Source organism: Sulfuriroseicoccus oceanibius, from assembly GCF_010681825.2.
In the GTDB taxonomy this organism is placed as follows: Bacteria; Verrucomicrobiota; Verrucomicrobiia; order Verrucomicrobiales; family SLCJ01; genus Sulfuriroseicoccus; species Sulfuriroseicoccus oceanibius.
In genome coordinates this window covers 1,998,995-2,023,120 of record NZ_CP066776.1, presented here as the reverse complement: position 1 = coordinate 2,023,120, position 24,126 = coordinate 1,998,995, and the positions used below count along the sequence as shown (strand labels likewise).

The following is a 24,126-nucleotide window of genomic DNA, read 5'->3' as shown; positions in this document are numbered from 1 at the left end:
GACACCGTCACGCCAGTCGCAGTCCGTCACATTTTTGGAGGCTCGACGTCCTCGTCGACATCCAGGCCGGAGCGCAGCGACCTCTCCCCCCCCTATCGCTAACCGCGCACTTCACCCGACGTTGAGGACACCGTCACTCCACTCGAAACACCGTCATCCCCCTTCCGCGCAAATCAGCGCCATCTGCGGTTCCCAAAAAGCCACCACCAGTCGCCCCGCTCATAAACAATCACCCGCCACTGGATCGCTCCAGTGACGGGTGATTAAGGTTTCGCTGCTAGCGTAATGGATTACTCGAACACGAGGTATCCTACTTGCGTAGTGGTGTGCCTCTGATCGCTGTCGCCCATCTGATCTTCGAGGGCGTGCAGGCCAAGCACTGTCGGCGTGATCGGATTCGCACCCGAGAGCACCGCCCATGCACCGTCACCACCGTCCATACCCGAGATACTCAGGGCGGCGGCACTCGCGCTGCCCAGCGTTCCGCTCAGGTCATAGGTGTATGGAGCCGAACTGTTATCGAAGCCGCGCACGTTATCCGCACCCAACCCGGCCTCGTAGGCCACTCCGTTGATCGTTCCGTTGCCGGACTCGATCACGATGTAACCAATGGTCTCATCAGCGCGGGTCGCATTCGGATCTTCACCCACGTGCTTGCCTACGTTCAAGTTCGAGGCATCCACTGGGTTCTGACGCGAGCTCCCCATGCTCCAGAACACGGACCAGTTGGCGTCGTTCGCGCTCATCACCTGACCAACGACCACCGGATTGGTGTAGCTGTTCTGGTACGCGCGGGCTTCCGCCACCCAGCTGTTGTTCTCCGCAGTCACGGTCGAGGTGTACTTCACCGCTTCCATGGTCACGCCGTCGGTGGCCTGGGTGTAGACCCCTTCCTCCACAGCGATCACCGACACATCAATGGTCACCTCACCGGTCAGCCCGTCGGCGCGGTCGATCTTGAGATCGAAGCTGCTGCCGCTAACATTGCGGATGCGGGTCACCACTGGTGGCGTGCTAATGTTTGGATAGATCGGAGTCGCCACGATCACTGCCGAGTTGTAGCTCTGACCGAGATCCACGGTCGTCCACGTGCTGCTGCTCACCGCACTGACGGTGGTGCGCACCAACTTCGGCGAGGTATCTGCTTCAGTAGTGAATGATCCACTGCTGCCCCACACGGTGCCGGCACTGTTGCTGGCCTGGACGGTGAAGTAGTAGGTGGTGCCTGCGGTCAACCCAGTAAGCGCGGCGTTGTAGCTTCCTGCCGCCTGGTTGCCCTGGGCGATGCTGTTGCTCCAGTTGCCAGCCACTTGGCCGCCGTCGGTCTCACCGTAGTAGACAGTCACTGCCGGTGCGTCGCCTCCATCATCACTGATGGTGTAGGCCACATCGGCCGATGTCTGGGTCACCGCGCTGGCAACTCCCGTCGCAACCACTGGCGCGGTCACTTCGTTGATGTCGTTCACGCTCACGTTCACCACAGCGGTGTCGCTCAAGCCACCGGCATCTGTCACCGTCACGGTCAGCGCATAACTGCTCACCGCTTCGTAATCGATCGCTCCGGCCGTGGTAATCACACCGCTGTTGCTGTCGATTGCGAACGCACCACCGGTGTTACCAGCGGTAATCGCATAGCTGAGCGTGTCACCGGCATCGACATCCGATGAGGTAGCGGTTGCCACCACGGTGCCGACGCTGACGTTTTCATCAACGCTGCCGCTGCCATCGTTGGCAACCGGTGCCTCGTTGACGTTGGTCACGGTCACAGCCACCGCAGCGGTGTCGCTGAGTGCTGGTGTTCCGTTATCCGTCACGGTGACGGTCAACGCGTAGCTTGGAGTGGTCTCGAAATCGAGAGCCGCAGCCGTGGTGATCGCACCAGTTCCGGCATCGATTGCAAATGCACCCGACTCGTTACCCGCGGTGATCGCGTAGCTGAGCACGGATCCGGCATCGACGTCGCTGGCCGCCACGGTTGCCACCGCAGCACCAACTGTCGCATCTTCCGCCAGGCTGCCGCTGTTATCTTCAGCAACCGGCGCTTCATTGACGTCGGTCACGTTGACGGTCACAGCCGCGGTGTCGGTTGCGGCACTGCCATCGGTGACCGTCACGGTCAGTGCATAACTGGCAGCGGTTTCGTAATCGAACACAGCGGTCGTGGTGATCTCACCGGTCGCACTGTCGATGGCGAATTCACCACCGTCGTTACCCGCGGTGATGGCATAGCTGAGCGTATCGGCCGTATCCGCATCAGTTGCGGTCACGGTTCCCACAGCCGCGCCAGCCGCTTCGTTTTCAGCCACAGCGAAGGTGGCGTCATTTGCTACTGGTGCGCTGTTGGCGCCCACGGTGTCGACCATCACGTCGTCCACACCAAACCAACCACCAGTCACCGCAGTGCCCACGCGAGTGAAGCGCACGAACAACTGGTCTCCCGGGTTGAGCGCTCCGGTCTGGAAGCTCTGGGTGAACACATGGTCATCTTTCGAATCCGGCGTCTGCCAGTCATCTCCATTGGTCACCACAGCCTGTGGTCCGCCAATGATACTGGTGGCCGATGCCGCATCCTGACCGACGAGCACGTCGTAGGTTGCATTCAGCGTGCGCCCGGCTGTTGCCGTCTCGGTCAACAGCACCGCAGACAAGCTGTAGTGTGTGTTTTCCGCAACCGTCGCACCAGAGCTGGTGATGCTGCTGCCATCGACGTTGCTGATCCACAAGCGGGTGCCGCCGTAGTTCGGGGTGTCGAAGATACGGGTCGCGTTCGACGCCGTGTTGCTTGCCGTCCAGTTTCCTGTCGGCGTGCCGCCAACCGAGAAGTCCGATGGGTTCTCCACGTCATATCCTTCGAAGTCGTCGAAGAGCACCACGCTGGTAGCCGCCACGGTGATCTGAAGGGTTGCCTGAGCCGTGCCGCCGTTGCCATCGCTCACCTCGACGGTGAACGAGTTGAGCCATGCATCACTGACAGCCGGTGTTCCCGAGAGCGCACCATCAGTAGCAACCGAGAGCCAGGCTGGCCCCGAGACCTTGCTGAAGCTCAGCGTGTCGCCGGCATCCGGGTCGCTCGCGCTGCCAGCCAGGGTGCCGGTATAAGCAACCAACGCTGTTCCGTCCGCCGCCACGATTGGATCACTGGCGAAGACCGGCGACTCATTGGCGTTGGTCACTGACACATTGACTGTTGCTGTGTCGGTCAATCCACCGCCATCGGTCACGCTCACACCGAGCGTGTAGCTGTTGGTGGTTTCGTAGTCCAATGCAGCAGCCGTGGTGATGGCACCGGTTACAGCATCGATTGCGAATGCACCGCCGGTGTTACCGCTGGTGATGGCGAAGCTTGCGCTGTCGCCCGCATCCGGATCACTCACCGCGACGGTAGCCACTGCGGTTCCCACAGTCGCGTCTTCCGCCACGCTGCCCGAGCCATCGCTGGCCACTGGCGCTTCGTTGACGTTGGTCACGCTGACGTTCACAGCCGCCGTGTCGGTCAGGCCACCACCGTCGGTGACGGTCACTACCAACGCGTAGCTGCTGGTGGTTTCGTAATCGAGCGCTGTTGCGGTGGTGATATTACCAGCCGTATCGATGGCAAATGCACCGCCGGTGTTACCACTGGTGATGGCGAAGCTTGCGCTGTCGCCGGCATCCGGATCGCTCACCGCGACGGTCGCCACGGCCGATCCCACGGTTGCGTCTTCCGCCAGGCTACCCGAGCCATCGGTCGCAACCGGTGCCTCGTTCACGTTGGTCACATTGACGTTCAGCGCTGCCGTATCGGTCAGGCCACCGTTATCGGTGACGGTCACGACCAATGCGTAGCTGCTGGTGGTTTCGTAATCGAGAGCTGTCGCTGTGGTGATGTTACCAGCTGCATCGACTGCGAACGCACCACCGGTGTTGCCACTGGTGATGGCGAAGCTCGCGCTGTCGCCAGCATCCACGTCGCTCACGGCGACGGTCGCGACAGCCGATCCAGCAATCACGTTCTCCGGCAACGAGCTCGATCCACCAGTTGCCACCGGCGCTTCGTTCTCATCGGTCACGGTCACGGTGATCGCAGCCGTGTCGCTAAGCGCACCGCTATCGGTCACAGTCACGGTCAATGCGTAGACACTCGCAGCCTCGTAATCCAATGCTGCGGTAGTCGTGATCGCTCCGGTGGCGGCATCGATGGCGAATTCGCCCCCCGCGTTACCTGCGGTGATCGCATAGCTAAGCACATCGCCCGCATTCGGGTCGGTGGCACTCACCGTTCCCACCGCAGTACCAGCAGGCTGGTTTTCAGCAACCGAGAACGAGCCATCATTCGCAGTTGGAGCCGCGTTGGCAGGCTCATTACCAAACCAAGCGTCGGAGTGAGCGGCGATTTCCGCAGCATCCAAGGCACTGTTGTAAGCAGCAAAGACCAGGATACCCGGCTCGCTATCGTTACGCACATTGGCGGATCCAAGCACTGCAGCTGCATTGCTCAAGTTAGGCTGCTGGCTCAATCGACCAACCAACACACCATCGACGTATGCGCGCAACTCGCCGGCCGTGGTGTCCACCACATAGGTGATGTGTGCAACGCGTCCGTATGGGGTTGCCACAGACTGACCGGTCTCGGCCGTCAGCCTCCAGTCGGCGTTGCCACTCAAGGTAGCACCGAGCTCGTTGGTGTTATTCCACTGTTCGTTGCGCAACTGCCAACCATTGGCGGCCAACAAATTACCCCAGACCTGACCATAGTTCACCGAATCCACGACAAACTCATAGGTCGCGTCACCGGAGATTGCGGAGAGGTCCACATTCACTGTCGAGTTGCCAGGAACCGAAGCCGTGCGCTTGTGCAGCACTGTTGCTCCGGCATCCACCGCAAGTTCCCAGTCGGAAACCCCGCCAGGCAGGTTGTTGACGTTCACCGTCACGGTCGCGATATCGCTGAGCCCGTTGATATCAGTCACCGTCACACCCAGCACGTACTGGGTTGCCAGGTCGTAGTTCAACTCCGCGGCAGTCGTGATCTCACCGGTAACGGCATCGATCACGAAGTCACCAGCAGGGTCGCCCGAGGTGATGGCAAAGGTCAACGCATCGCCCGCGTTGGTATCGCTGGCGGTCACTGTGCCGACCACGGTTCCGGCGACTTGCTGTTCATCGAGCGCGAAGGTCGCGTCGTCAGCAACCGGAGCCGCATTAGGCACATCGCCGCGCCAATCATCATAGTGGGCTTGAATTTCTGTAGCATCGAGTGCGCTGTTATAAGCGGCAAATCCGAGAATCCCCGGCTCCGCGTCGTTGCGCATGCCCGTATCACCCAGCGTTGCCGCAGCATTCGCCAGATTTGGCGTGCGGTTCAATCGTCCGACAAGCACCGAATCGACATACAAACGGGTTTCTCCCGCAGTGGTATCCACGACGTAAACCATGTGCACCTGACGCCCGTATGGAGAAACCAGCGACTGCCCGCTCTCGGCGGTAAATTGCCAGTCGGCCACGCCGGACTGAGTGATCCCGAGGCGAGCGGTGTTGTTCCACTGCTCAAAGCGAAGGCTCCAGCCATTCGCGGCCAACACATTCAGTGCGGCCTGACCGTTATCTTCAGCATCAACAAGGAACTCATAAGTGGCATCACCACTGATCGCGGACAGATCCACGCTGGCAGTCGTGTTGCCAGCCAATCCGGTCGCATATTTCAGAGCGACCGGAGTCCCTTCATCCACACCGACTTCCCAGCTACCAGTGCCATCCAAACGGTTGAGCACCGCAACATTCACGGTGGCTTGGCCGCTTTCGCCCAGTGTATTCGTCGCACGCACGGTCAGCGAATAGCTGTCCAGCGACTCATAATCAGGATCCCCTGCGGTAGTGATTTCACCGGTGCTGGAATCGATCGCAAACATCGAGCCGGTGTTACCTGCAGTGATCGAATACGTAAGCGGCGTATTGCCACCGGCATCAGTAGCGCTCACGGTTCCCACCGAAACACCCACACCAGAGTTCTCCGCCACGCTCATTGCATACGAGGTACTTCCAAAAGTAGGAGGCATCGTCACCGACGAGCCCTGCACACCACCAGTGAAGTACTCGAGGTACTGACTTGGGATAGGCGCCGAACCATTGGCAGGCACCGCATCGCCCGGCTTGCGCCATGCGACCGCGCAGTGGTCGCCGCCGCCACCTTCCTTGTGCAGCACTTCAATATAGTACCGCTCACCAGCCACCAAGCTGATCGCAACCGACTGACCACCAGAGGACCACGAACGCGCACCGGTGTAGCCACCGACACTCGCAATCTGCACCTTGTTCGCAGGTTGATCATCGGTCGAGAGCCACAACTGCGAAGCATCGTCCGAAGTGATGTAGAAGTAATAGGTTCCGGTTACATCCGGACGAACCCAACCCGTCCAACGGGCCCCGTACGAATCGGCAATGCCGCTGGCACTTTCCGCATTGGTGATCACGCCACCGGAGCTAGGAAAGCGAGGGTAATTGCTGTTACCGGTCAAATCGGTAATCGCACCACCACCGATGCCGTCGAACTGATCACGCCACAATCCGCCGCCAGCAAGAATTCCAGCATCGGTAATGGTCAGCGTTGTGGTAGCTGAGGTCAGCGAGCCACCAGGATATGTCACCACGCAGTAGTAGTCCCCTGCGTGACCTGCGCCAACGTTCTCAAGCGACAACGACGAAGAAGAACCCACGCCAAACGAGGTGGAGCCTGAGATCCATTCGTAGATAAACGGACCATCCCCCTCGACACTGATGTCAAAGCTCACTGATCCGCCCAAGGTTGTGGTCTGGGCCTCAGGCTGGGCAACAATTGACACCGTATCAGCCACTGCCAACACATCACCGGAGATCACAGTAGGACTCGCGATTCCTGGACCGGTCCAAGCCACGGCCACGTGGTCGCCTCCGCCACCCTCTTTGTGCAGCACTTCGTAATAGTACATCTGCCCTTCGGTCAATGTCACCGCCGAGCTTGTCTGCGATGCGTTGGCCGTCCAGTTGTACTGGCTAACCCAGCTATTCACCGAGCAAATGGTCGAAGCACCGGCTGGATCGGTTCCAGCGGAGTTGAGACGGAACTCAGCCGAGTCATCGGCCGCCACGTAGAATGTGTACGCCCCCGATGATGGAGCCACCAGATAGCCGCTGATCCGCTGTCCCAGACTGTCGCCGATGCCCGACGAATCGAGCGCCGTCAATGTTCCTGTCGCGTTAGGTGAATCAGGATAGTTTGCACTTCCTGTGAGATCGCTCACGGCCAAGCCGGAGATACCGGTATAGATCCGCTGACGCGCCTTACCCAAGACATAGCCAATAGGATCAACCGACGTATCGACAACCACATCGATCGGCTCGGTCAGAGTGTAACTCCCCTTCACCACTTCGAGTTGGATGCGATAGGTCCCGTCCTGCGGGAAGTTCACCGTCGTGCTCGGAGTATTGGCCGACGTGAACGTCGCGGTCCCCGGTCCCGAAACATGGGTCCAAGTCGCCGTGTAATCGGCAGGCTGCAATGACGTCCCTTGGTAGTCGGTAATATCCACAGTGAAGGCCTGCGACTGCGTGTCGAGCTCCACCTTGCGAGCATCAAGTGTCGGCCAGGTCAGGAATGGCGATTGGAACTCCGCGTGGATTCTTGTGTTATCGAGCGGTGCGATCGTGGTGAGCCCACCACTAGCGACTGCCTGTGCAATCCCCACGTTGGTCAGAGCCACCCGGTAGGTATTCACATAGCCGTCACCACCGTTGTTCTCGCGCCCACCGAAGTAACCCAGCGTTCCATCCACCTTGCGGTGGAAATGGTAGAACATACGCTGGTTCTCCATGATGAAGCGCTGATCGCGGTCAGGCAGATATGGCAACACAAACTGATAGAACTGGTTACCACCCACGGTGTAGGCGTGGGTGTGCTGCATCCGCTGCCACTGGCGCGAAAGATAATCCTTCATCCGGGTCAGCACTCCTTGGTCAGACTGGTTGAGCCCGCCGTAAACCGACATCGCATACGCAACCCCTGCCGTACGCCCGCCCGAATCATACCCACCCTGCTGCCAAGCATAACCGATGTTTCCATCATCGGCACCGTTGTTGAGCGTGGTAGTCCCCTTCACCCAATTCCAGCTGGCCTGCATCTTGGTGTCATCCACCGTTGCGCCAGCTTGCTCAAGCATGGCCAATGCAGCCATCGCATGCGCGTTGATGATATTGATCCCCGAGTAACCGATGTGTGGGTAATCCCCAACCACACCACCATGCCCCATCAATCCCACCTTGGTCGGACCATTGTTCCCACCATAAGGAGGTTGCTGCCAGGTCTGAATCCGGTTGGCCAACGCGTCGGCCGCACGTTGCACCGCAGCATCCACCGATGTATCACCGGTCTTTTTGCGGTACTCCGCCAGATACATCGCCGACACCGAAAGGTCCCAGTTTTCCAATCCCGGACCGACATAGTTGTTGTCGTTAGGATCGCTATCGTTCTCCGAACCATCGTTCGGCGTGCCGTCCATGTTGGTCTCTTCCGCCGGCACGAGGATCGCGTTGTTGATCAGCGTCACGCAACGGTCCTTCAATTTGTCCACCGACAGACGGTACGGCTTGGCCCCAGTGGTATCGTTCCAGTTCGGATCGGCAATCAACACCAGCCCGTAGAAGCCCGTCATGTAACCCATGTTGGCATCACTGGACCCAGTCACATGCGAGTGGATCTCAGATGCAGCCTCTTGATAAATCGAATCAAACTTGGTGCTCCCCAGAGGGTAGGCCGCACCGAATGCACCGGCTACCGGCAGGCTCACAGTCAGATCCACCGCCCCCACGCCCGGACGCAACACGGTCAACTCCATCTGGCCGTCACTCGCCTCAGCGCGCTCAATCGCTTCCGCCAACCCTTGTGGCGCTCCTTTGTAACCTGCCGTCGATCCTCCAGTGGTCAGGAAATTGCGCCCGTACGCGCCCATAATGTAGTCGCCCACCTGCAGTCCCGCGGCTTCCGCCGGACTACCTGCATCCACAGCACGCACCACCACATAGGGCTGGCCAGCCTGAACCTGGAACTTGCCACCGACCGGGCCCATGAACCACCAGTCATTGTCATTGCTCGCGTGCAAGGTCCCGACACTGCAAGCAGATGCCATGACCGACGCTGATACGATGCCACGCACCGCACTTCTAAAAACGCTCATTGTTGTTATCGAGGGGTTGTTGTTTCGGGGATTCCACCACCTCACGCTTTCAGCCTGAACGGCAAAGGAGCTAGCGAATCAACGAAACTCCGGCCTCAAACCAGCGCAGTGGCGACGTTGAGTAATTGCGAATTCATCATTTTCGTTACAGTCATTTTTTCTAACGAAGAATCATACGACTCGTTAGGAATGCTTTTGAAGCCCCATTAAACAAGCTTCTTCTCAAACGTGAGAAGCTATTAATTTCAATGAAACACAGTCAGACAAATGACGCAGGCATTGGACTCCCTCGGCGCAAAAACGCGCTTGGCTCGACCTCCCGCCAAAAGGGATGATCGAGCTTTCTAACAACCTAAACCTAAAACCACCACCTAACGTGGGAGCTCACCGCAAACCACGTAACGCAAGACCTCCGCCACCTGGTTCACATCGGAGGCCACCGCACAGGCCGCCGCGTCCACTTCCTTGAGCGCGTGACGGAACTCATCCGGGTGCACGACAATCAAAGGCTTGCCCAACGCAGCCGCCATCCCCGCATCAAATGCCGCATTCCACTGACGGTACTTGTCACCAAACTTAACCACCACCGCGTCGGCCCGCTCGATCATCGGACGGGTACGGATCGCATTCACGCCCGCGCCCTTGCGGTCATGCCAGAAAGGATCACTCTCCCCTCCGAGAATTCGGGCACCACAGTCATCGCTCGACGCATGGTCGGTCACCGGCTCGAGAAATGTGATCGGAAGGTCGGCAGCCGCCTGTTTCAACTCGCTACGCCAGTCGGTGTGGATTTCACCGGCCAGATAAACATTCCAATGCATCGAGTTCATGGCGCGATCCATTTGTTTCCCGCAGGAAGCGGCTCACCCTTTGTAGGTGAAGAGGTCGGTCATCTTCAGTGGCTCGTCGCCCCGCTCCTTGCGCAGAGCATTGACCGCGTTGAGCACCTTGTTCTGCACATTGCGGGTAAGCTGACGCCCCTTGCGCGCTTTCTGCACCATTTTGTGCGTGAGGTGCTCGGTGGAAATTGCGACCACCTCGTGGTTGGCGACGTCCATTTCAGTCAACAGCGCATCCACCGGCTGAATGCCGTGCTGGCGGGAGTTCTCGGTGGCTGGGGTACTGTCGGCTGATGGGTTGGATTCGCTCACGCCCATAAGATGGCGCGGATTTGGCTGCTGTCACTAGCCAAAACAAAGGATCCTTAAATCTACGTTGTCAGGTCATCGAGAGAACTTCGCCAGCCGCTACCAATTCAACCAAATCCGGCATTGCCAACGCCGTGATCCTGAGGAACGCTTGCAACGCACGAGCCGGCAGACGATGCGCGGCGCCGTGCCCGTGATTGTTGATTTTCCGATATGGCACCTCTTCACCAACCCACCCCATCACAAACGCCCAAGAAGGTACTACTCGTCGCCCGTGTGCTCATGGCGGGATTTTTCCTCATTTCCGGCGCACTCAAGATGGTAGACCTGCAGCGTTTTCATGATGCGGTGATCAACTACCACTTGGTGGACGGACCGCTTGCTGAATGGGTGGCGCTTAGTGTGCCTACCGCAGAGGTGGTGCTCGGCGTGCTGCTTTTGTTCAACCTTTTCCCACTGGGCACGTTGTTCTCGTTGATCGCCATGATGATCACCTTCACCGTTGCCATTGGCATGGCGTGGTCCCGTGATCTGGACATCAACTGTGGCTGCTTTGGCAAGCTCTCGGACCAATCGATGGATTACCCACTGAGCATCGCCCTCAACAGCGGCATCATTGTGGTTCTCGGCATCTTCTTCGCGCTCGCCTTGCGCAAGCCGAAGGTCATGAACAAACACGGCTACACCCTGCCGAAAAACCTTCTCTATGAGAAGGGTCGCCGCCGCGCCTAAGCGCCAGCGTCCGCCATCGCCCTGCCGCTCATTTCAGCGCGGGCATCCCGTGACCTTCCGCGATTGTTCATTTTGAGCGAAACAAAGTGAACAAATCGCCGACCAGCAGTCGTTTTTGCTGCTGTTCGCGCGCTTGGCCCTACTATCCCGGGCAATTCCGTGCGTTTTCACATTCAAACAAAAGTCCAGACCGTCCACTCCTCCATGTCCACCCAACGAACCCTCAACCTGCTAGCAGCAGCCGCGCTTCTGATTCCTACCGCACCAGCCCTCGCCAATGAGGCCGCAGAGGTAGCGAAGCCAACCACGGAAGCCACCGCTCCTGCTCAATCCGAAGCCGCCGTGCGCAAAGACAGCTACACGGTGAAAAAGGACGAGTTCTCCCAGCGCATCGCAATCAACGGCACACTGATGCCGGCTGAAGCCTACCCATTGATGGCTTCGCCAAAACGCTTCACCACCTTGCGCATCACCCACATCGCGCCACACGCATCTTCGATCAAAAAGGGTGAGTCCATCGTTGAATTCGACCTCAGTTCACTCGACGACCAAATCGAGTCTCTGGAGAAATCGATCGAGTTGCAAAAGCTCGGATTGAAGCGCTCGAAACTCGACCTCGACGCCACCACAAAACTCACACCGATCGCCATGGAAGAAACCGAAGCCGCCCTGGAACAAGCCAAGGCCGACTTCGACTACTTGATGGAAACCACCATTCCGATCGAAAAAGAGGAAGCCAAGCGCTCGGTCATCAATAGCAAGCGCAATCTCGCCTACTCTCAAGAAGAGTTGCGCCAGTTGGAAAAGATGTACGTCGAAGACGACCTCACCGAGGAGACCGAGGAAATCGTTCTCAAGCGCATCAAGTGGCAGGTCGACAACGGTGAGTTCAACCTCCGTCGTGCCGAAATCGGTGCCAAGCGTAAGCTCGAAGTCGAGATCCCTCGCAGCATCCAAAAGGCCACCCAAGACCTCAAGCGCACGACCATCACCCACGAAAAGGCGAAGATCGACTTCCCTGCTGCTCTGAAACAAAAGACCCTCGAGTTCGAGTCCGCTCAGCGCTCGCTCGCACAGTCGGAAGAGCAGCTCGCAGAACTCAAGGCAGACCGTGAAGCCCTCACCGCTCTGGTTGCCCCAGTGGACGGCATCGTCCTCTACGGCGATTGGTCCGGGGATTCAGCTCCGCCCCGCATCGGCGATATGATCCGCAACCAGCAGGTTGGCCGCGGGCTCGGTGTGCACTCCGTGTTCGCTACGGTCGTGCCTGCCGGCAAGCCTGGCTTCATCGACGCCAAGCTTCATGAGGGATGGCGTTCCCAGATCAACTGGCGCGGTGGCAGCGGAGATGCCGACACCTCGCGCTACGCGGTACTTGCCGCAGCCCCTCAGGTGGGCTTCGGCATTAATATCGACTCGCTGAGCCCAACGGTTGGCGCAGACCAGCACTACCAACTCAAGCTCGCTATCAACGACGGCACCGAGGCCTTCGCTGACGATTCCCTGCCACCGGTCAACGCTGGCATGGCGGTCACCGCGACCTTGGTTGATTACTCGAACCCTGAGGCACTGGTCGTTCCGACCTCCCACCTCAAGAGCAAGTTCGAGAATGGCCGACTGGTTCGCTACGTGGTCAAAATCAACGAAGACGACACCACGACCGACGTACCTGTCACCTACCATCGCACCGCCAACAATCAGGTCGAGATTCTCTCCGGCCTCGAAGAAGGCGATGTGATCGCCAAATAACAATTGTTCCCCTCGCCGGACCGGTGGCTTTCACCGGTCCGGCATCCCTCCCCATCACTTGATTTCGGAGCACCTATGATCCGCCGTATTCTCAGCCTGGCTCTGTGCATTCCTGCCATCGCCACCGCGGGCCCGGTGATCGTCGACCTGCCGCAACTGCCGGCAACCCACGACGCCTACCAGCCGCCGACCGAAGATTCCATTCCACGTCCTGGCAAGGCTCCCGAAGTCACCGATGCCCAAATCATCGAAGCCCGCGACAAAGCGGTTGCCGCCATGCTCCGCATGCAGCAGCCAAGCGGCGCCTGGGGCTCACACAAGCAAACCAAGGGGCTCAACATTGCAGCTCCAGTGCCAGGTGCACATTACGCGTTCACCTGTGCCACCACCGGTCTCGTCGTGGAAGGACTTTGCGCCGCCGCACCGGACACCCCGGAGGTCAATGCAGCACTCGACAAAGCGGAAGCCTACCTGCTCGACCGCCTTCCCGTCCTGCGCCGCGGCCGCGTGGAAACCATCTACAACATCTGGGGCCACGCTTACGGCATCAAGGGTTTGGTCGCCCTCTACCACCGAGCCGAAGGTGACGAGCCCAAGCAGCAAAAGATCAAAGAAGTCATCGCCGGCCAGATCGACCTGCTGAAGCGTTACCAGACGCTGAAATCGGGCTGGGGCTACTACGCCGACCACGCATCCCAGCGTCCGGACGCAGACCCCACCAGTTTCTCGACCGGCACTGTTCTCATCGCCCTCGCCTACGCCCAGTCCATCGGCGTCGAAGTCCCCGATGAGATGATTCAAAACGGCGTCCGCACCATTCTGCGCTCACGCATCGCCGACGGATCGTACATCTACTCGCTACCCCACCGGATGGCTCCGCGCATCACCATCAACCGTCCAGGTGGATCACTGGCACGCACCCCTGCCTGCAACGCAGCACTCGCCATCCACCAGGGTGCCGACACCATCATCTCGAAACAAGAGGTCATCGACTGGATGGACCGCCTCATCACCCGCGAGGGGTGGTTGGCCTTGGCACTGAAAAAGCCCATCCCACACGAATCCCACTTCAAAACATCCGGCTACTTCTACTATTACGGGATGTACTACGCCGCGTTGAACAACCACTTCCTCTCCGAAGAGAAGCAGGAGTTCTACAAGAACCATCTTCTCGACCTGTTACTCAAGCGTCAGGAACCAGACGGCACCTGGTGGGACTACCCTCTCTACTCCTACCACAAGCCCTACGGCACCGGCTACATGCTGACGGTACTTGCGCTCCTCGCGCCCGACGTCGTAGGACGTTAGCAATTGCAAACAAAGCTCGCCTCCCTGGAACGGTCGTTCTTGGCGCATCGAACGGTTCCTGTATAAGAAACCCCAGGGATCATTCGTCCCATTTGCCAAGAACCTCCTCATTCCTCCAGTGACAGACTCCAGCTCCACTACGTCGTCGCCCCAAAGTCGCAACGTCAACCTACGCGAACTTCCGTCGATTGATAAAGTCGTCGTATCGCTGCGCAAGCGCTCCTCACTTCCCCACCCTATCCTGGTGAAAGCCGTGCGTGGCGTGATCGAGAACGCCCGCGCTGCAGCTCTTGAATCCGGCACCTGCCAACCGCGCGAGCAGATCCTCGCCGAGGTGGAACGCGAAGTCGCCCGCATCGACAACATGCGCCTCAAGCCGGTGATCAACGCCACCGGTGTGATGATTCACACCAACCTCGGGCGCTCGCCACTCGGAGCCCGTACCACCAGCGCACTGGCAGCACTCACCGGGCAATACACCAATTTGGAATTCGACCTGGCCACGGGGAAACGAGGCAAACGCGGTGAGTTCGCCGAACTCGCACTCGCCACGCTATGTCAAAGCGAAGCGGCCACCACAACCAACAACTGCGCGGCAGCCGTGATGCTGGCCTTACGCCACCTCACCACACCTAAGCGCAATGAAGTCATCATTTCCCGCAGCGAGCTGGTGGAGATCGGCGGAGGCTTCCGCGTGCCCGAGATCCTCGAATGCTCTGGCGCCACGCTGCGCGAAGTCGGAACGACGAACAAGACCCACCTCGACGACTACCGCAATGCGATCAACGAACGCACTGCGCTGATCCTGATGGTCCATCGCTCGAATTTCTACATCGGCGGGTTCACCGCAGACGTCGACCACGCGGAGCTCTCCGCATTGGCTCGCGAACACAACCTACCGCTTCTCCACGATCTGGGCTCTGGCAGTGTCATGGCGACCGACCAACTCGCCCCAATCGAACACGAACCCACCCCGATCGAATCCCTCGACAACGGATCGGACTTGGTTTGTTTCTCGGGCGACAAGCTTCTCGGCGGCCCTCAGGCAGGAATCATCGCAGGCAATGCACGCATGATCGCCGGGATCAAAAAGGATCCGTTCTTCCGCGCGGTTCGCTGCGACAAGTCCATCCTCGCCACCCTCCAGGAAACCGCATCCGCCTACCTCGAGGCATCCACCACCGACGGATCAGGCATCGTCCCCGACATCCCGGTGGTCACCATGCTTTCCACCCCAATCGAATCGCTCATCAAGCGCGCCGACGCCATCATCGCTCAAATCAGCGCCCCCCTGGAGGCTGCGGGCATCCGTGTTCGCCGGGTCGAATCCACGTCGCGCACCGGCGGTGGAACGATGCCGCGCTCGTCCGCCCCATCGGTCGCCATTCAGCTCGACGCGACGTCCACGGGCCACAGCGCCGACGCCTTGATCACGGCACTGCGCACACACCCGCAGCACCCGACAGTCGGTTACATCGAGAACAACCTGGTCGAGATCAACCTGCGCACCGTGTTCCCATTCCAAGACGAGTCCCTCACCGAGGTGCTCCAGTCATTGGTCAAACTGCCAGTCTGACCAAATCCTAACCATTCCTCCCTTGCCCATGTCGCCAAACATGTGAGGATCACATGGGCTCCACGCCCCACCCATCTAACACAGAATCATGCAAACCAAACAGATCCTAAAAGCCGTTGCTGCCACTGCCGCAGCTGCCTCCACTCTGGTGCTGAGCCAATGTAACAAAGCCAGCGAAGAATCCACCGGTAACGACACCACCAAGGCATCCGCCGAGAACGCAACCTTGGTAATCTCCGCCATCCCAGACACCAAGACCACCAACCAGGCAGATAAATTCCAGGGCCTCGTCGACCACCTCTCCGAGGAACTCGGCGTCAAGGTGACCTTCGCTCCAAGCGTGGACTACACCGATTCGGTGGAAAAGTTCAAGTCCGGCGACTTCCACCTCGTGTGGTACGGCGGTCTCACCGGCGTGCGCGCCCGTGCTGCGGTTGACGGCGCTGTGGCCATCGCCCAGGGCACCGAGGACCCTCACTACAAGTCCTACTTCATCGCCCACGAGAGCACCGGCCTCGAAAAGAGCGACACCTTCCCAGCCGAAATCGCCGACCTCAAGTTCACCTTCGGCTCGAACAGCTCGACCTCCGGCTTCCTCATGCCAAGCTTCTTCATCAAGGAGAACACCGGCAAAATGCCTAAGGACTTCTTCACCCAGCCAGTCGGCTTCTCCGGCGCTCACGACAAGACCGCGCTTCAGGTTGCCCAGGGTCAGTTCCAGGCAGGTGCCATCAACTACAAGACCTACGACAAAATGGTCGCCAACGGAGACATCGACCCGAAGGTCTGCCGCATCATCTGGGTCACCCCTGGTTACGCGGACTACAACTTCACCGCACACCCTGCGCTCAATGAAGTTTTCGGTGAAGGATTCATCGACAAGCTCCAGGCCGCATTGATTTCCGCAGACGCCAAGGTCGTCGGCGACGCAATCAACCGCTCGGGCATCATCGAAGCCAAGAACGAGGACTTCAATGGCATCGAAGAGACCGCTCGCTCCATCGGCGAAATCCGGTAATCCTCTCATGATTCTGCCGATCGTCAGGTCTCCACTCCGGGACTCTGGCGGTCGGCATTTTCGTAGTCAGACCAGTTGACCAGACAACCGGTGAATGGGCAAAGTCCTTCTGCGACCACGGCCATCCGCCCGCCATTGACATGCGCCAGCGCACGCTACATTGAACCCAGCGCACCGCGTCCCATTCTACCGCCGACTTTGTCCCATGGCCGCCACCAATACCCATCCATCTTTCGTTCTCGAGTCGGCGTCCATGCAGTTCAAGTCCACCCTGGCGCTCGACGAAATCAATCTGACCATCGAGCGCGGCGACCGGGTGGCGCTCATCGGCCCCAGCGGCAGCGGTAAGAGCACGCTGCTCAAGCTGCTCAACGCATCGCTCGCTCCAACGTCCGGCAGCGTTCTCATCCACGGGAAATCAACCACCGGACTCACTCCAAAGGACCTGCGCAAGCTGCGCACAACCATCGGCTGGATCCCCCAGTCGCTCGGCGTCATCGACAACCTCACCGTTCTTCAAAACATCGTCCTCGGCGGCGTCGGCAGCCAATCGCTCGCCTCGACTCTCCGCAAACTCACCTTCCCGTCCCGCGCCGACCGGCTCCGCGTCCTCGAACACCTCGAACGCGTCGGGATCGGTCAGAAGCTCTTCGAGCGCACGTCCTCTCTTTCCGGCGGACAACAACAACGCGTCGCCATCGCGCGCACTCTGTTCCAGAACCCGCAATCCATTCTCGCCGACGAACCGGTCTCATCCGTTGACCCGGCCCGCGCCGAGGATTTGGTCGATCTACTCACAACGCTGGCAGACAGCCACAACGCAACCTTGGTCATGAGCCTCCACAACCTGGAGCTCGCCAAACGGTTCTTCCCGCGCGTCATCGGCCTGCGCAAAGGGCACGTCGTCATCGACAAACCCGGCAGCGCCCTCACCGAGGCGGACACTCAGACGCTCTACGACCTCAGCGCCGAAGAACTCACCGCAGACGCCTAGCCCGCCCGTATGCCAAGTCCATCGTCATCGTCAGCCCCCCCCCGGCTTCCCATCCGCCAATGGATCGGACCGCGCCGCGGGCTGCTCGTGCTTGGCATCATCACGCTAGTGCTCTGCTACCGTCTGCTCGGACTCGAGGCGTCGGAGTTGAAAACCTCGCGCGAATACCTCGTCACCGCCGGGCAGTTCTTCTCCGCCGCACTGGATCCAGCCACCGAATACCAGGACGATGCCGTCGGCGCGAACGCCAAACCCATTGCCCAGCGTGCCCTGCTCGGAGTGGTCACCATGATCCGCGTCGCGGCCGGTGCGCTCGCCATCGCTCTGCCCGCCGGACTGGCTCTTGGCTTTCTCAGCGCCCGCTCATGGTGGCGTGACCTCGGCATCATCCCACCAGCAGCCCGTCGGTGGTACGCACCGCTCAACACAGGTGTCCGCTTGCTCGTGACCCTTCTGCGCTCGGTTCACGAACTGCTGTGGGCCATGCTCTTTCTCGCCGCCTTCGGCCTGACGGAACTCACGGGAACCATCGCCATCGCGATTCCATTCGCCGGCACGTTCGGCAAAGTATTTGGTGAAATCCTCGACGAGCAAGACCTCGCCCCCGCCTCGTATCTCGGTGCCGTCGGGGCCAACCCCACCCACGCATTCTTCACCGGCGTCGTTCCAGGCGCCATCCCCGACCTCCTCTCATACGCATTCTACCGCTTCGAATGTGCGCTGCGCTCGTCCGCCGTCATTGGGTTCTTCGGCGTCGAATCGCTCGGCCTCTACATCCGCCAATCATTCGAAAACCTCTACTTCAACGAAACCTGGACCTACCTCTACGTCCTGCTCGTCACTCTCGTCCTCTTCGAAATCTGGAACATCCGCATCCGCCGCAGACTCACCAGTCAGCCGCTCCACTAACCGCGCATGCCACAAGCCACCACAGAAACCACCATCGAGTCCCGGCTCGACCAATTGGAAGCCTCGCGCAACCGCGACCGCTTTCTGTGGATCAGTGCGTTCATCTTCGGGGGCTTTGTGATCTGGGCATTTTTGGCGCTTGCCTCCGACGTCCCCGACCTGATCGAAGCATTGGGCGGACGCAACGCCCAGCGGTTCTTCGACGAGCTCGTCCCCTATCCGGTGCGCCAAAGCGACTCATGGGCAGACCTTGGACCATGGGCCGCCGAACTATTTGCCGAACACGGCGCCTCAGCGGTGACCGGCACCTTTGGCATCGCCACAATCGGCATCATGATCGCCGCCGCCGCTGCCGCATTGATCTCGCCCATTGCGGCGTCGACTCTCGCCACTGCTCATCCCTACGGGCTATTCCATGGCAACTCACCGGCGCCAATCCGAGTCGGCTGGGGAATCGTACGAGGCATCTCCCGTGCGCTCTTCCTGCTCACCCGCGCCATCCCGGAATACATCTACGCATTCCTCCTGCTCTCCATCTTTGGCCCGTCCCTGTGGGCTCTGATCCTTGCACTCGCCATCCACAACATTGGAATCCTCGGTCGTCTCGGATCCGAAGTGATAGAAAACTTCCCCGCCGGCACGTCGTCGGCCCAAATGATGGTCGGCGGCACCCGAACCCAAGCCGTCGTCTCTGCCATCTTCCCGGCCAGCCTCAACCGGGTGCTGGTCTATTTCTTCTACCGCTGGGAGACCTGCGTCCGCGAAGCCACCGTACTCGGACTCGTTGGCATCCCGTCGCTAGGCCTTCTCATCGATGAAGCCCGCGCACGACTCTACTACGACGAGATGTTCTTCTTCGTGCTACTCGGGGCCGCGCTGGTCTTCGCCGGCGACATCACCTCCAACATCGTCCGCACCCGCCTGCGCGAAGCCGCGTAATTCCATTTGAGCGGTCAAGTTGACGGAATGGCGGAGAGATTTTTTCGCAACCTGTCCGCCACTCACGGGTTCCCCCCCTGCACCGGATTTACCGCCGGCTCTGGATTGACACATCCGCTCCAGCGCCAATGATCGTCCAAAGCGGACCACCCAGCTTTCATCATGCCTCGCTCATCTACTCTTACCCGCATCGTCTCATCGCTGCTCGCCTGCGGACTCATGGCATCGACCAACGCCGAGCCCGTAGACCATCATCCCGGCCCGGACGGCCGACCTGGCCAGCCACCCCACGCCGGCCCACCTCGCGACGGACGCGGCGGACCACCACCTCACGCCCGCGGCAAAGGTCCACACCGAGGCCCGTCTCCCGAGCGCGCGGAAATGATGCGCCGCCTGCGCGCCGCCGCCGACCTGGATGGCGACGGCAAACTCAATGAAGCTGAACGTAAGCAACTCCAGGAAGAACGCCGCAGAATGCACCAACGCTCGAAGCAACGCCTGCTCAACCGCTTCGACAAAGATGGCGACGGCAAACTCAATTCGGAGGAAAAAGCCGAGGCCAAAGCGCACGCCGAAAAACGCCGCAATGAGATGCGCCAAAGGCTCATCAAGGAGTTCGACGCCGACGGCGACGGCAAACTCAACGAAACCGAACGCAAAGCCGCCCGTGCAGCAATGGAGGAACGGATCGAGAAGGAACGACGCCAACGAAAACGACGCGGACCACACCCGGATCGCCCACGCATCAACGACCGAAGCCCCGACGATCAACGGATCCACCCCGAACGCCGACGCCGCCAAATGCAGCGCTTCGATACCAATCAGGACGGCCAACTCGACGCTGAAGAACGCGCCGCCATGCGCAAAGCCCGCCAAGCCAAACAAAACAAACCTGCGGAGCCCAATCACAAGCAGCCCGACAGCGGGGAATGATTCCAACCTCAAGAGTGAGGCCGCTCCATCGCAAACCGCTCATCCACCATTCCCCGATGGACCTACGGCACTCCTGCCGTAGCCACCCGCTCCGTCCCGTTCTCTTATCGCACCGATCATCCGCACCGCTGCGCCCCGCGCGCAGCGCTGGTGGGCCGACATTCCTGCCGACAATCGTGCGGCGCCGTCCAAAACCGGATCTCACGCAAAGCCCCAAAGATCCCAGAGCACGCTAAATACCTGCGACAGCACAACGACCACCAAAAGTCACCGCCCCACCTCGTGAGTGAGGTCGCCCCATCGCATACCGCTCATCCACCATTCCCCGATGGACCTACGGCACTCCTGCCGTAGCCACCCGCTCCGTCCCGTTCTCTTATCGCACCCATCATCCGCTGCGCCCCGCGCGCAGCGCTGGTGGGTCGGCATTCCTGCCCACAATCGTGCGGCGCCGTCCCCATCATCAAAGAACGCGCCGTCCAAAACCGGATCTCACGCAAAGCCCCAAAGATCCCACAGCACATCCACAACGAGGAGAGCACACCGACCACCAACAGTCACCGCTCCCCCTCAAGAGCGAGGTCGCTCCACCGCACCCCGCTCATCCACCATTCCCCGATGGACCTACGGCACTCCTGCCGTAGCCCTCTGCTCCGTCCCGTTCTCTTGTCGTCGTTCTTCATGACCGTCGCGGCCATCACCCCACCCACATCGCCTGCGCGATCGCGTGGTCTTTCGTATGGCTTAGCGCAATCAACATCCGGCCGCCGCCCATGGTGGCAAATGTCTCCGCGGTCTCGCCGCTCAGCTCGATCGACGGCGCACCCGCGTCATCACGCACGACGCCGATTTCATTCAAGTGCACGCCGGCACCAATCCCGGTGCCCAACGCTTTGGCCACCGCTTCTTTCGCCGCAAACCGTGCCGCCACATGCGGCGCAGGGTCCGCCATCGGCAAACAATAACCACGCTCGACCTCAGTCAGCACGCGCGCGACAAATCGCTCGCCGTGACGCTCAAGCCCACGACGAATCCGCTCGACTTCGATCAAGTCGATCCCAATGCCACGCACGCCTGCGGTCACGCGTTGCCTCCGGTTGGGTAAGCATCCATCCCCTCACGCATTTCACGCACCGCTTCCACCAACCCAACGAAAACCGAGCGCGACACCAAAGTGTGTCCGATATTCAGCTCAGCCAAATGCGGCACGGCAAACAAATCCTCCAGATTCTGGTAGTTGATCCCGTGACCCGCATTCACCTGCAAGCCCAACGAATGTCCGAGCTCAGCCGCTGCCTTCAACCTTTCAAGCTCGGCCTCGCGCTCCTCACCCAAGTGGTTGGCAAACGCCCCGGTGTGAAGCTCAATCATTTCCGCACCCAGTTCCGCCGCCATCCGCACGTGCTCGTCCACCGGGTCGATGAACAAACTCACCTCGATCCCAGCAGCCTGAAGCTTCGGCAACGATTCGCGCAACGCCGCGGCATGCGTCACCACATCCAGTCCGCCCTCGGTGGTCAGTTCCTCACGCGTTTCCGGCACCAGGCAAACGTAGTCGGGCTTGATGCGCAGGGCGGCCTCGACCATTTCCGGGGTGTTGCCCATTTCCATGTTCAATGGCACATCCACCTCGGCACGCACGGCTTCCACATCGCTGAGCTGGACGTGGCGGCCATCCGCACGCGGATGCATGGTAATCGAGTCGGCACCGCCTTCCACCGCGGCAAATGCGGCCATCACGACATTGGGCTCGGCATTGTGGTTGTCGAGCATCGTCGCGTAACGGGCCTGACGCAGGGTCGCCACGTGGTCGATGTTCACACCAAGTTTCAGTGGTTGGGATCCAGTGTTCGTCTCGGATTGCATCCCACACTATCGGCCCACAAAAATCGGGCGGCAATCAGAAGATCACCGCCCGTAGGGAAAAGCTGCACAGATCGACAAGCAGCGCTTATTCAGATTGACCGCTTAAATGGTATTAGGGCATCGGCGCCGGATCTTCCCCGGTCGTAGCGTCTACTCCGCCATCTGCAGCAGATGGCTCGGAGGTCTCAATCACCTCACCCACCGTGAAGATCGATTCCCCAGGGCTGTGCTCGCCTTGCTTCATGTCCACACGGCGCCCTTTGTCGTCGATCATATAAAAGGTTTTGTTCTCCTCATCAGATCCTCCCATGCGCCACACGGAAACCTCACCGGTCGATTTGTTCTCTACCGTCAGAGTACCCGCAGCCGGATCCTTTTCGCGCAGCTCATACTGCGGATCAAACTTCACCGCCATGGCAGCCATTCCAACGGGAAAATTGTCTCCCCACTCGTTGGCAAAATCCTTGGCAAAATCCTTGGCTTTGCTGATCCCCCACCAGGCGAGTCCGCCCACCGCAATGAGCACGACGATTGCTGCAATCCCACAGCCCATCAACCATTTGCCGGCGCCACTCTTCTGCTGGGGAACGGGTGGCATTGCTTGCTGATTCATTATTGTTTGTCTTGTTAAGTATTAAGCTTGAGCACTGCCTGCACAAGGAGTCGACAGGCTTGGCGTTTCTAGCATTATCCAGCCCCACTAAACAAGTACCGATCCCCAACCGCTCCCGATCTTGCATTTCCAGGCAAACCGTTGATCATCCTAGCCAACCATCGAGCGCGATCCCCTCCCATCATGAGCACCCTTCTCACCCTCGACGACCTCAATTCCTGGCAGGCCTCCGGCAAAGCCCCCACCGATCCGGCTCCGCGTCTCGCGGTGATTGGCGATCCCGTGGCCCACTCGCTCTCGCCGGCCATGCACCAACCCGCGCTCGACAAAGCAGGGATCAACGCCCGCTACGTCAAACTCCACGTCCCAGCCAGCGTCGACTCGTTTGAATCTCTCTTCGCTCAACTGCGGGCCCTCGGGTTCATCGGCGTCAATGTCACCGTGCCCCACAAGGCCACCGCACTGGCCGCCGCCGATGTCGCAGACGACGCCGCCACCGCCATGGGCGCCGCCAATACCATTCTCTTCGCCGACGACGGCAAAACCTACGCCTTCAACACAGACGGCATCGGCATGGCCGAAGCCATCCGCGATGCCTTCCGCATCGACTTGCGTGACCTGCGCATCACCATCGTCGGTGCCGGTGGCGGAGCCGGTCGCGCCGCCGCGGTGAAATGCGCGCTCGACCAATGCGAACGCCTCGTGCTCATCAACCGCACGGTCAGCAAAATCCAGGAGCTCGAAGAGCAACTGCGCCCACACTTCACCGACGACAAACTCCACGGCGCCACCGAGCGCTTGTGCGCGGTGGGACTCGACGAACCAGGCCGACTCGCGGAAGAACTCGAGGAAACCGACCTCATCATCAACGCGACATCGGTTGGCATGAAACCAGGTGAAGGCTCCCCGCTCCCCGCTCAGATGATCCTGCCGCACCATCTTGTCTTCGACATGATCTACGCCCCGCCGAAAACCCCGCTGCTGCGTGCCGCGGAGGGCAATGGCGCGCGCATCGCCAATGGCAGCGACATGCTCCTCCATCAGGGCGCCGCCGCATTCGCCATCTGGTTCGGCCAGGATCCGGACATCCACGTCATGCGCCAAGCCCTGCGCGACGCCTCAAAGGCATAGCCCCAACGCGCTGGTGGGCCGGCAT

The 24,126-nt window shown here is 60.0% G+C and carries 16 protein-coding genes; 10 read left to right on the top strand and 6 right to left on the bottom strand.

The window, feature by feature from the left end:
* Window positions 1-290 precede the first annotated feature (290 nt).
* The 3 genes from G3M56_RS08150 to G3M56_RS08140 form a co-directional block, all read right to left on the bottom strand.
* The gene (locus G3M56_RS08150; protein ID WP_164361907.1) at window positions 291-9,185 is read right to left on the bottom strand and encodes a cadherin domain-containing protein; all 8,895 of its coding nucleotides are present in this window, start codon (window positions 9,183-9,185) and stop codon (window positions 291-293) included.
* Between the two features lie 371 nt (window positions 9,186-9,556).
* Window positions 9,557-10,006, bottom strand: coding sequence for a YtoQ family protein (locus G3M56_RS08145; protein ID WP_164362036.1), 450 nt, complete (start codon window positions 10,004-10,006; stop codon window positions 9,557-9,559).
* Between the two features lie 42 nt (window positions 10,007-10,048).
* Window positions 10,049-10,336: a hypothetical protein gene (locus tag G3M56_RS08140; RefSeq protein ID WP_164361905.1), complete on the bottom strand. Its 288-nt coding sequence runs from the start codon at window positions 10,334-10,336 to the stop codon at window positions 10,049-10,051.
* A gap of 210 nt (window positions 10,337-10,546) precedes the next feature.
* Between G3M56_RS08140 and G3M56_RS08135 the strand changes: the two genes are divergently transcribed.
* The 9 genes from G3M56_RS08135 (at window position 10,547) to G3M56_RS08095 (ending at window position 20,491) form a co-directional block, all read left to right on the top strand.
* Window positions 10,547-11,065, top strand: a complete 519-nt coding sequence (locus G3M56_RS08135; protein ID WP_164361903.1) for a DoxX family protein — start codon at window positions 10,547-10,549, stop codon at window positions 11,063-11,065.
* A gap of 204 nt (window positions 11,066-11,269) precedes the next feature.
* A complete protein-coding gene (locus G3M56_RS08130; RefSeq protein WP_164361900.1) occupies window positions 11,270-12,814 on the top strand; it encodes a hypothetical protein in 1,545 nt (514 codons plus the stop codon).
* 75 nt (window positions 12,815-12,889) lie between these two features.
* Window positions 12,890-14,122, top strand: coding sequence for a prenyltransferase/squalene oxidase repeat-containing protein (locus tag G3M56_RS08125; protein ID WP_164361897.1), 1,233 nt, complete (start codon window positions 12,890-12,892; stop codon window positions 14,120-14,122).
* 118 nt (window positions 14,123-14,240) lie between these two features.
* Window positions 14,241-15,698: an L-seryl-tRNA(Sec) selenium transferase gene (gene selA / locus G3M56_RS08120; protein WP_164361894.1), complete on the top strand. Its 1,458-nt coding sequence runs from the start codon at window positions 14,241-14,243 to the stop codon at window positions 15,696-15,698.
* Window positions 15,699-15,786: 88 nt separating this feature from the next.
* The gene (locus G3M56_RS08115) at window positions 15,787-16,716 is read left to right on the top strand and encodes a putative selenate ABC transporter substrate-binding protein (protein ID WP_164361892.1); all 930 of its coding nucleotides are present in this window, start codon (window positions 15,787-15,789) and stop codon (window positions 16,714-16,716) included.
* A gap of 205 nt (window positions 16,717-16,921) precedes the next feature.
* A complete protein-coding gene (locus tag G3M56_RS08110; RefSeq protein WP_164361890.1) occupies window positions 16,922-17,710 on the top strand; it encodes a phosphonate ABC transporter ATP-binding protein in 789 nt (262 codons plus the stop codon).
* Between the two features lie 9 nt (window positions 17,711-17,719).
* A complete protein-coding gene (locus G3M56_RS08105) occupies window positions 17,720-18,619 on the top strand; it encodes a PhnE/PtxC family ABC transporter permease (RefSeq protein WP_164361888.1) in 900 nt (299 codons plus the stop codon).
* Window positions 18,620-18,625: 6 nt separating this feature from the next.
* Window positions 18,626-19,558 (top strand): PhnE/PtxC family ABC transporter permease, encoded by a 933-nt coding sequence (locus tag G3M56_RS08100; protein WP_164361886.1) that lies wholly within the window; start codon window positions 18,626-18,628, stop codon window positions 19,556-19,558.
* 162 nt (window positions 19,559-19,720) lie between these two features.
* Entirely contained in the window at window positions 19,721-20,491 is a 771-nt protein-coding gene (locus G3M56_RS08095) for an EF-hand domain-containing protein (RefSeq protein ID WP_164361884.1), read from the top strand.
* Window positions 20,492-21,188: 697 nt separating this feature from the next.
* Here G3M56_RS08095 and acpS read toward each other — a convergent pair.
* From acpS to G3M56_RS08080, 3 genes are all read right to left on the bottom strand, one after another.
* The gene (gene acpS, locus G3M56_RS08090; RefSeq protein WP_164361881.1) at window positions 21,189-21,575 is read right to left on the bottom strand and encodes a holo-ACP synthase; all 387 of its coding nucleotides are present in this window, start codon (window positions 21,573-21,575) and stop codon (window positions 21,189-21,191) included.
* Window positions 21,572-22,357: a pyridoxine 5'-phosphate synthase gene (locus G3M56_RS08085; RefSeq protein WP_164361879.1), complete on the bottom strand. Its 786-nt coding sequence runs from the start codon at window positions 22,355-22,357 to the stop codon at window positions 21,572-21,574. The genes acpS and G3M56_RS08085 overlap by 4 nt, the downstream gene beginning before the upstream one ends.
* A 112-nt stretch (window positions 22,358-22,469) precedes the next feature.
* On the bottom strand, window positions 22,470-22,970 hold the full coding sequence (locus G3M56_RS08080) for a hypothetical protein (protein ID WP_164361877.1): 501 nt from the start codon (window positions 22,968-22,970) through the stop codon (window positions 22,470-22,472).
* Window positions 22,971-23,153: 183 nt separating this feature from the next.
* Here G3M56_RS08080 and aroE point away from each other — a divergent pair, with 183 nt between their 5' ends.
* Window positions 23,154-24,101 (top strand): shikimate dehydrogenase, encoded by a 948-nt coding sequence (gene aroE / locus G3M56_RS08075; RefSeq protein ID WP_164361875.1) that lies wholly within the window; start codon window positions 23,154-23,156, stop codon window positions 24,099-24,101.
* Window positions 24,102-24,126: the final 25 nt, after the last annotated feature.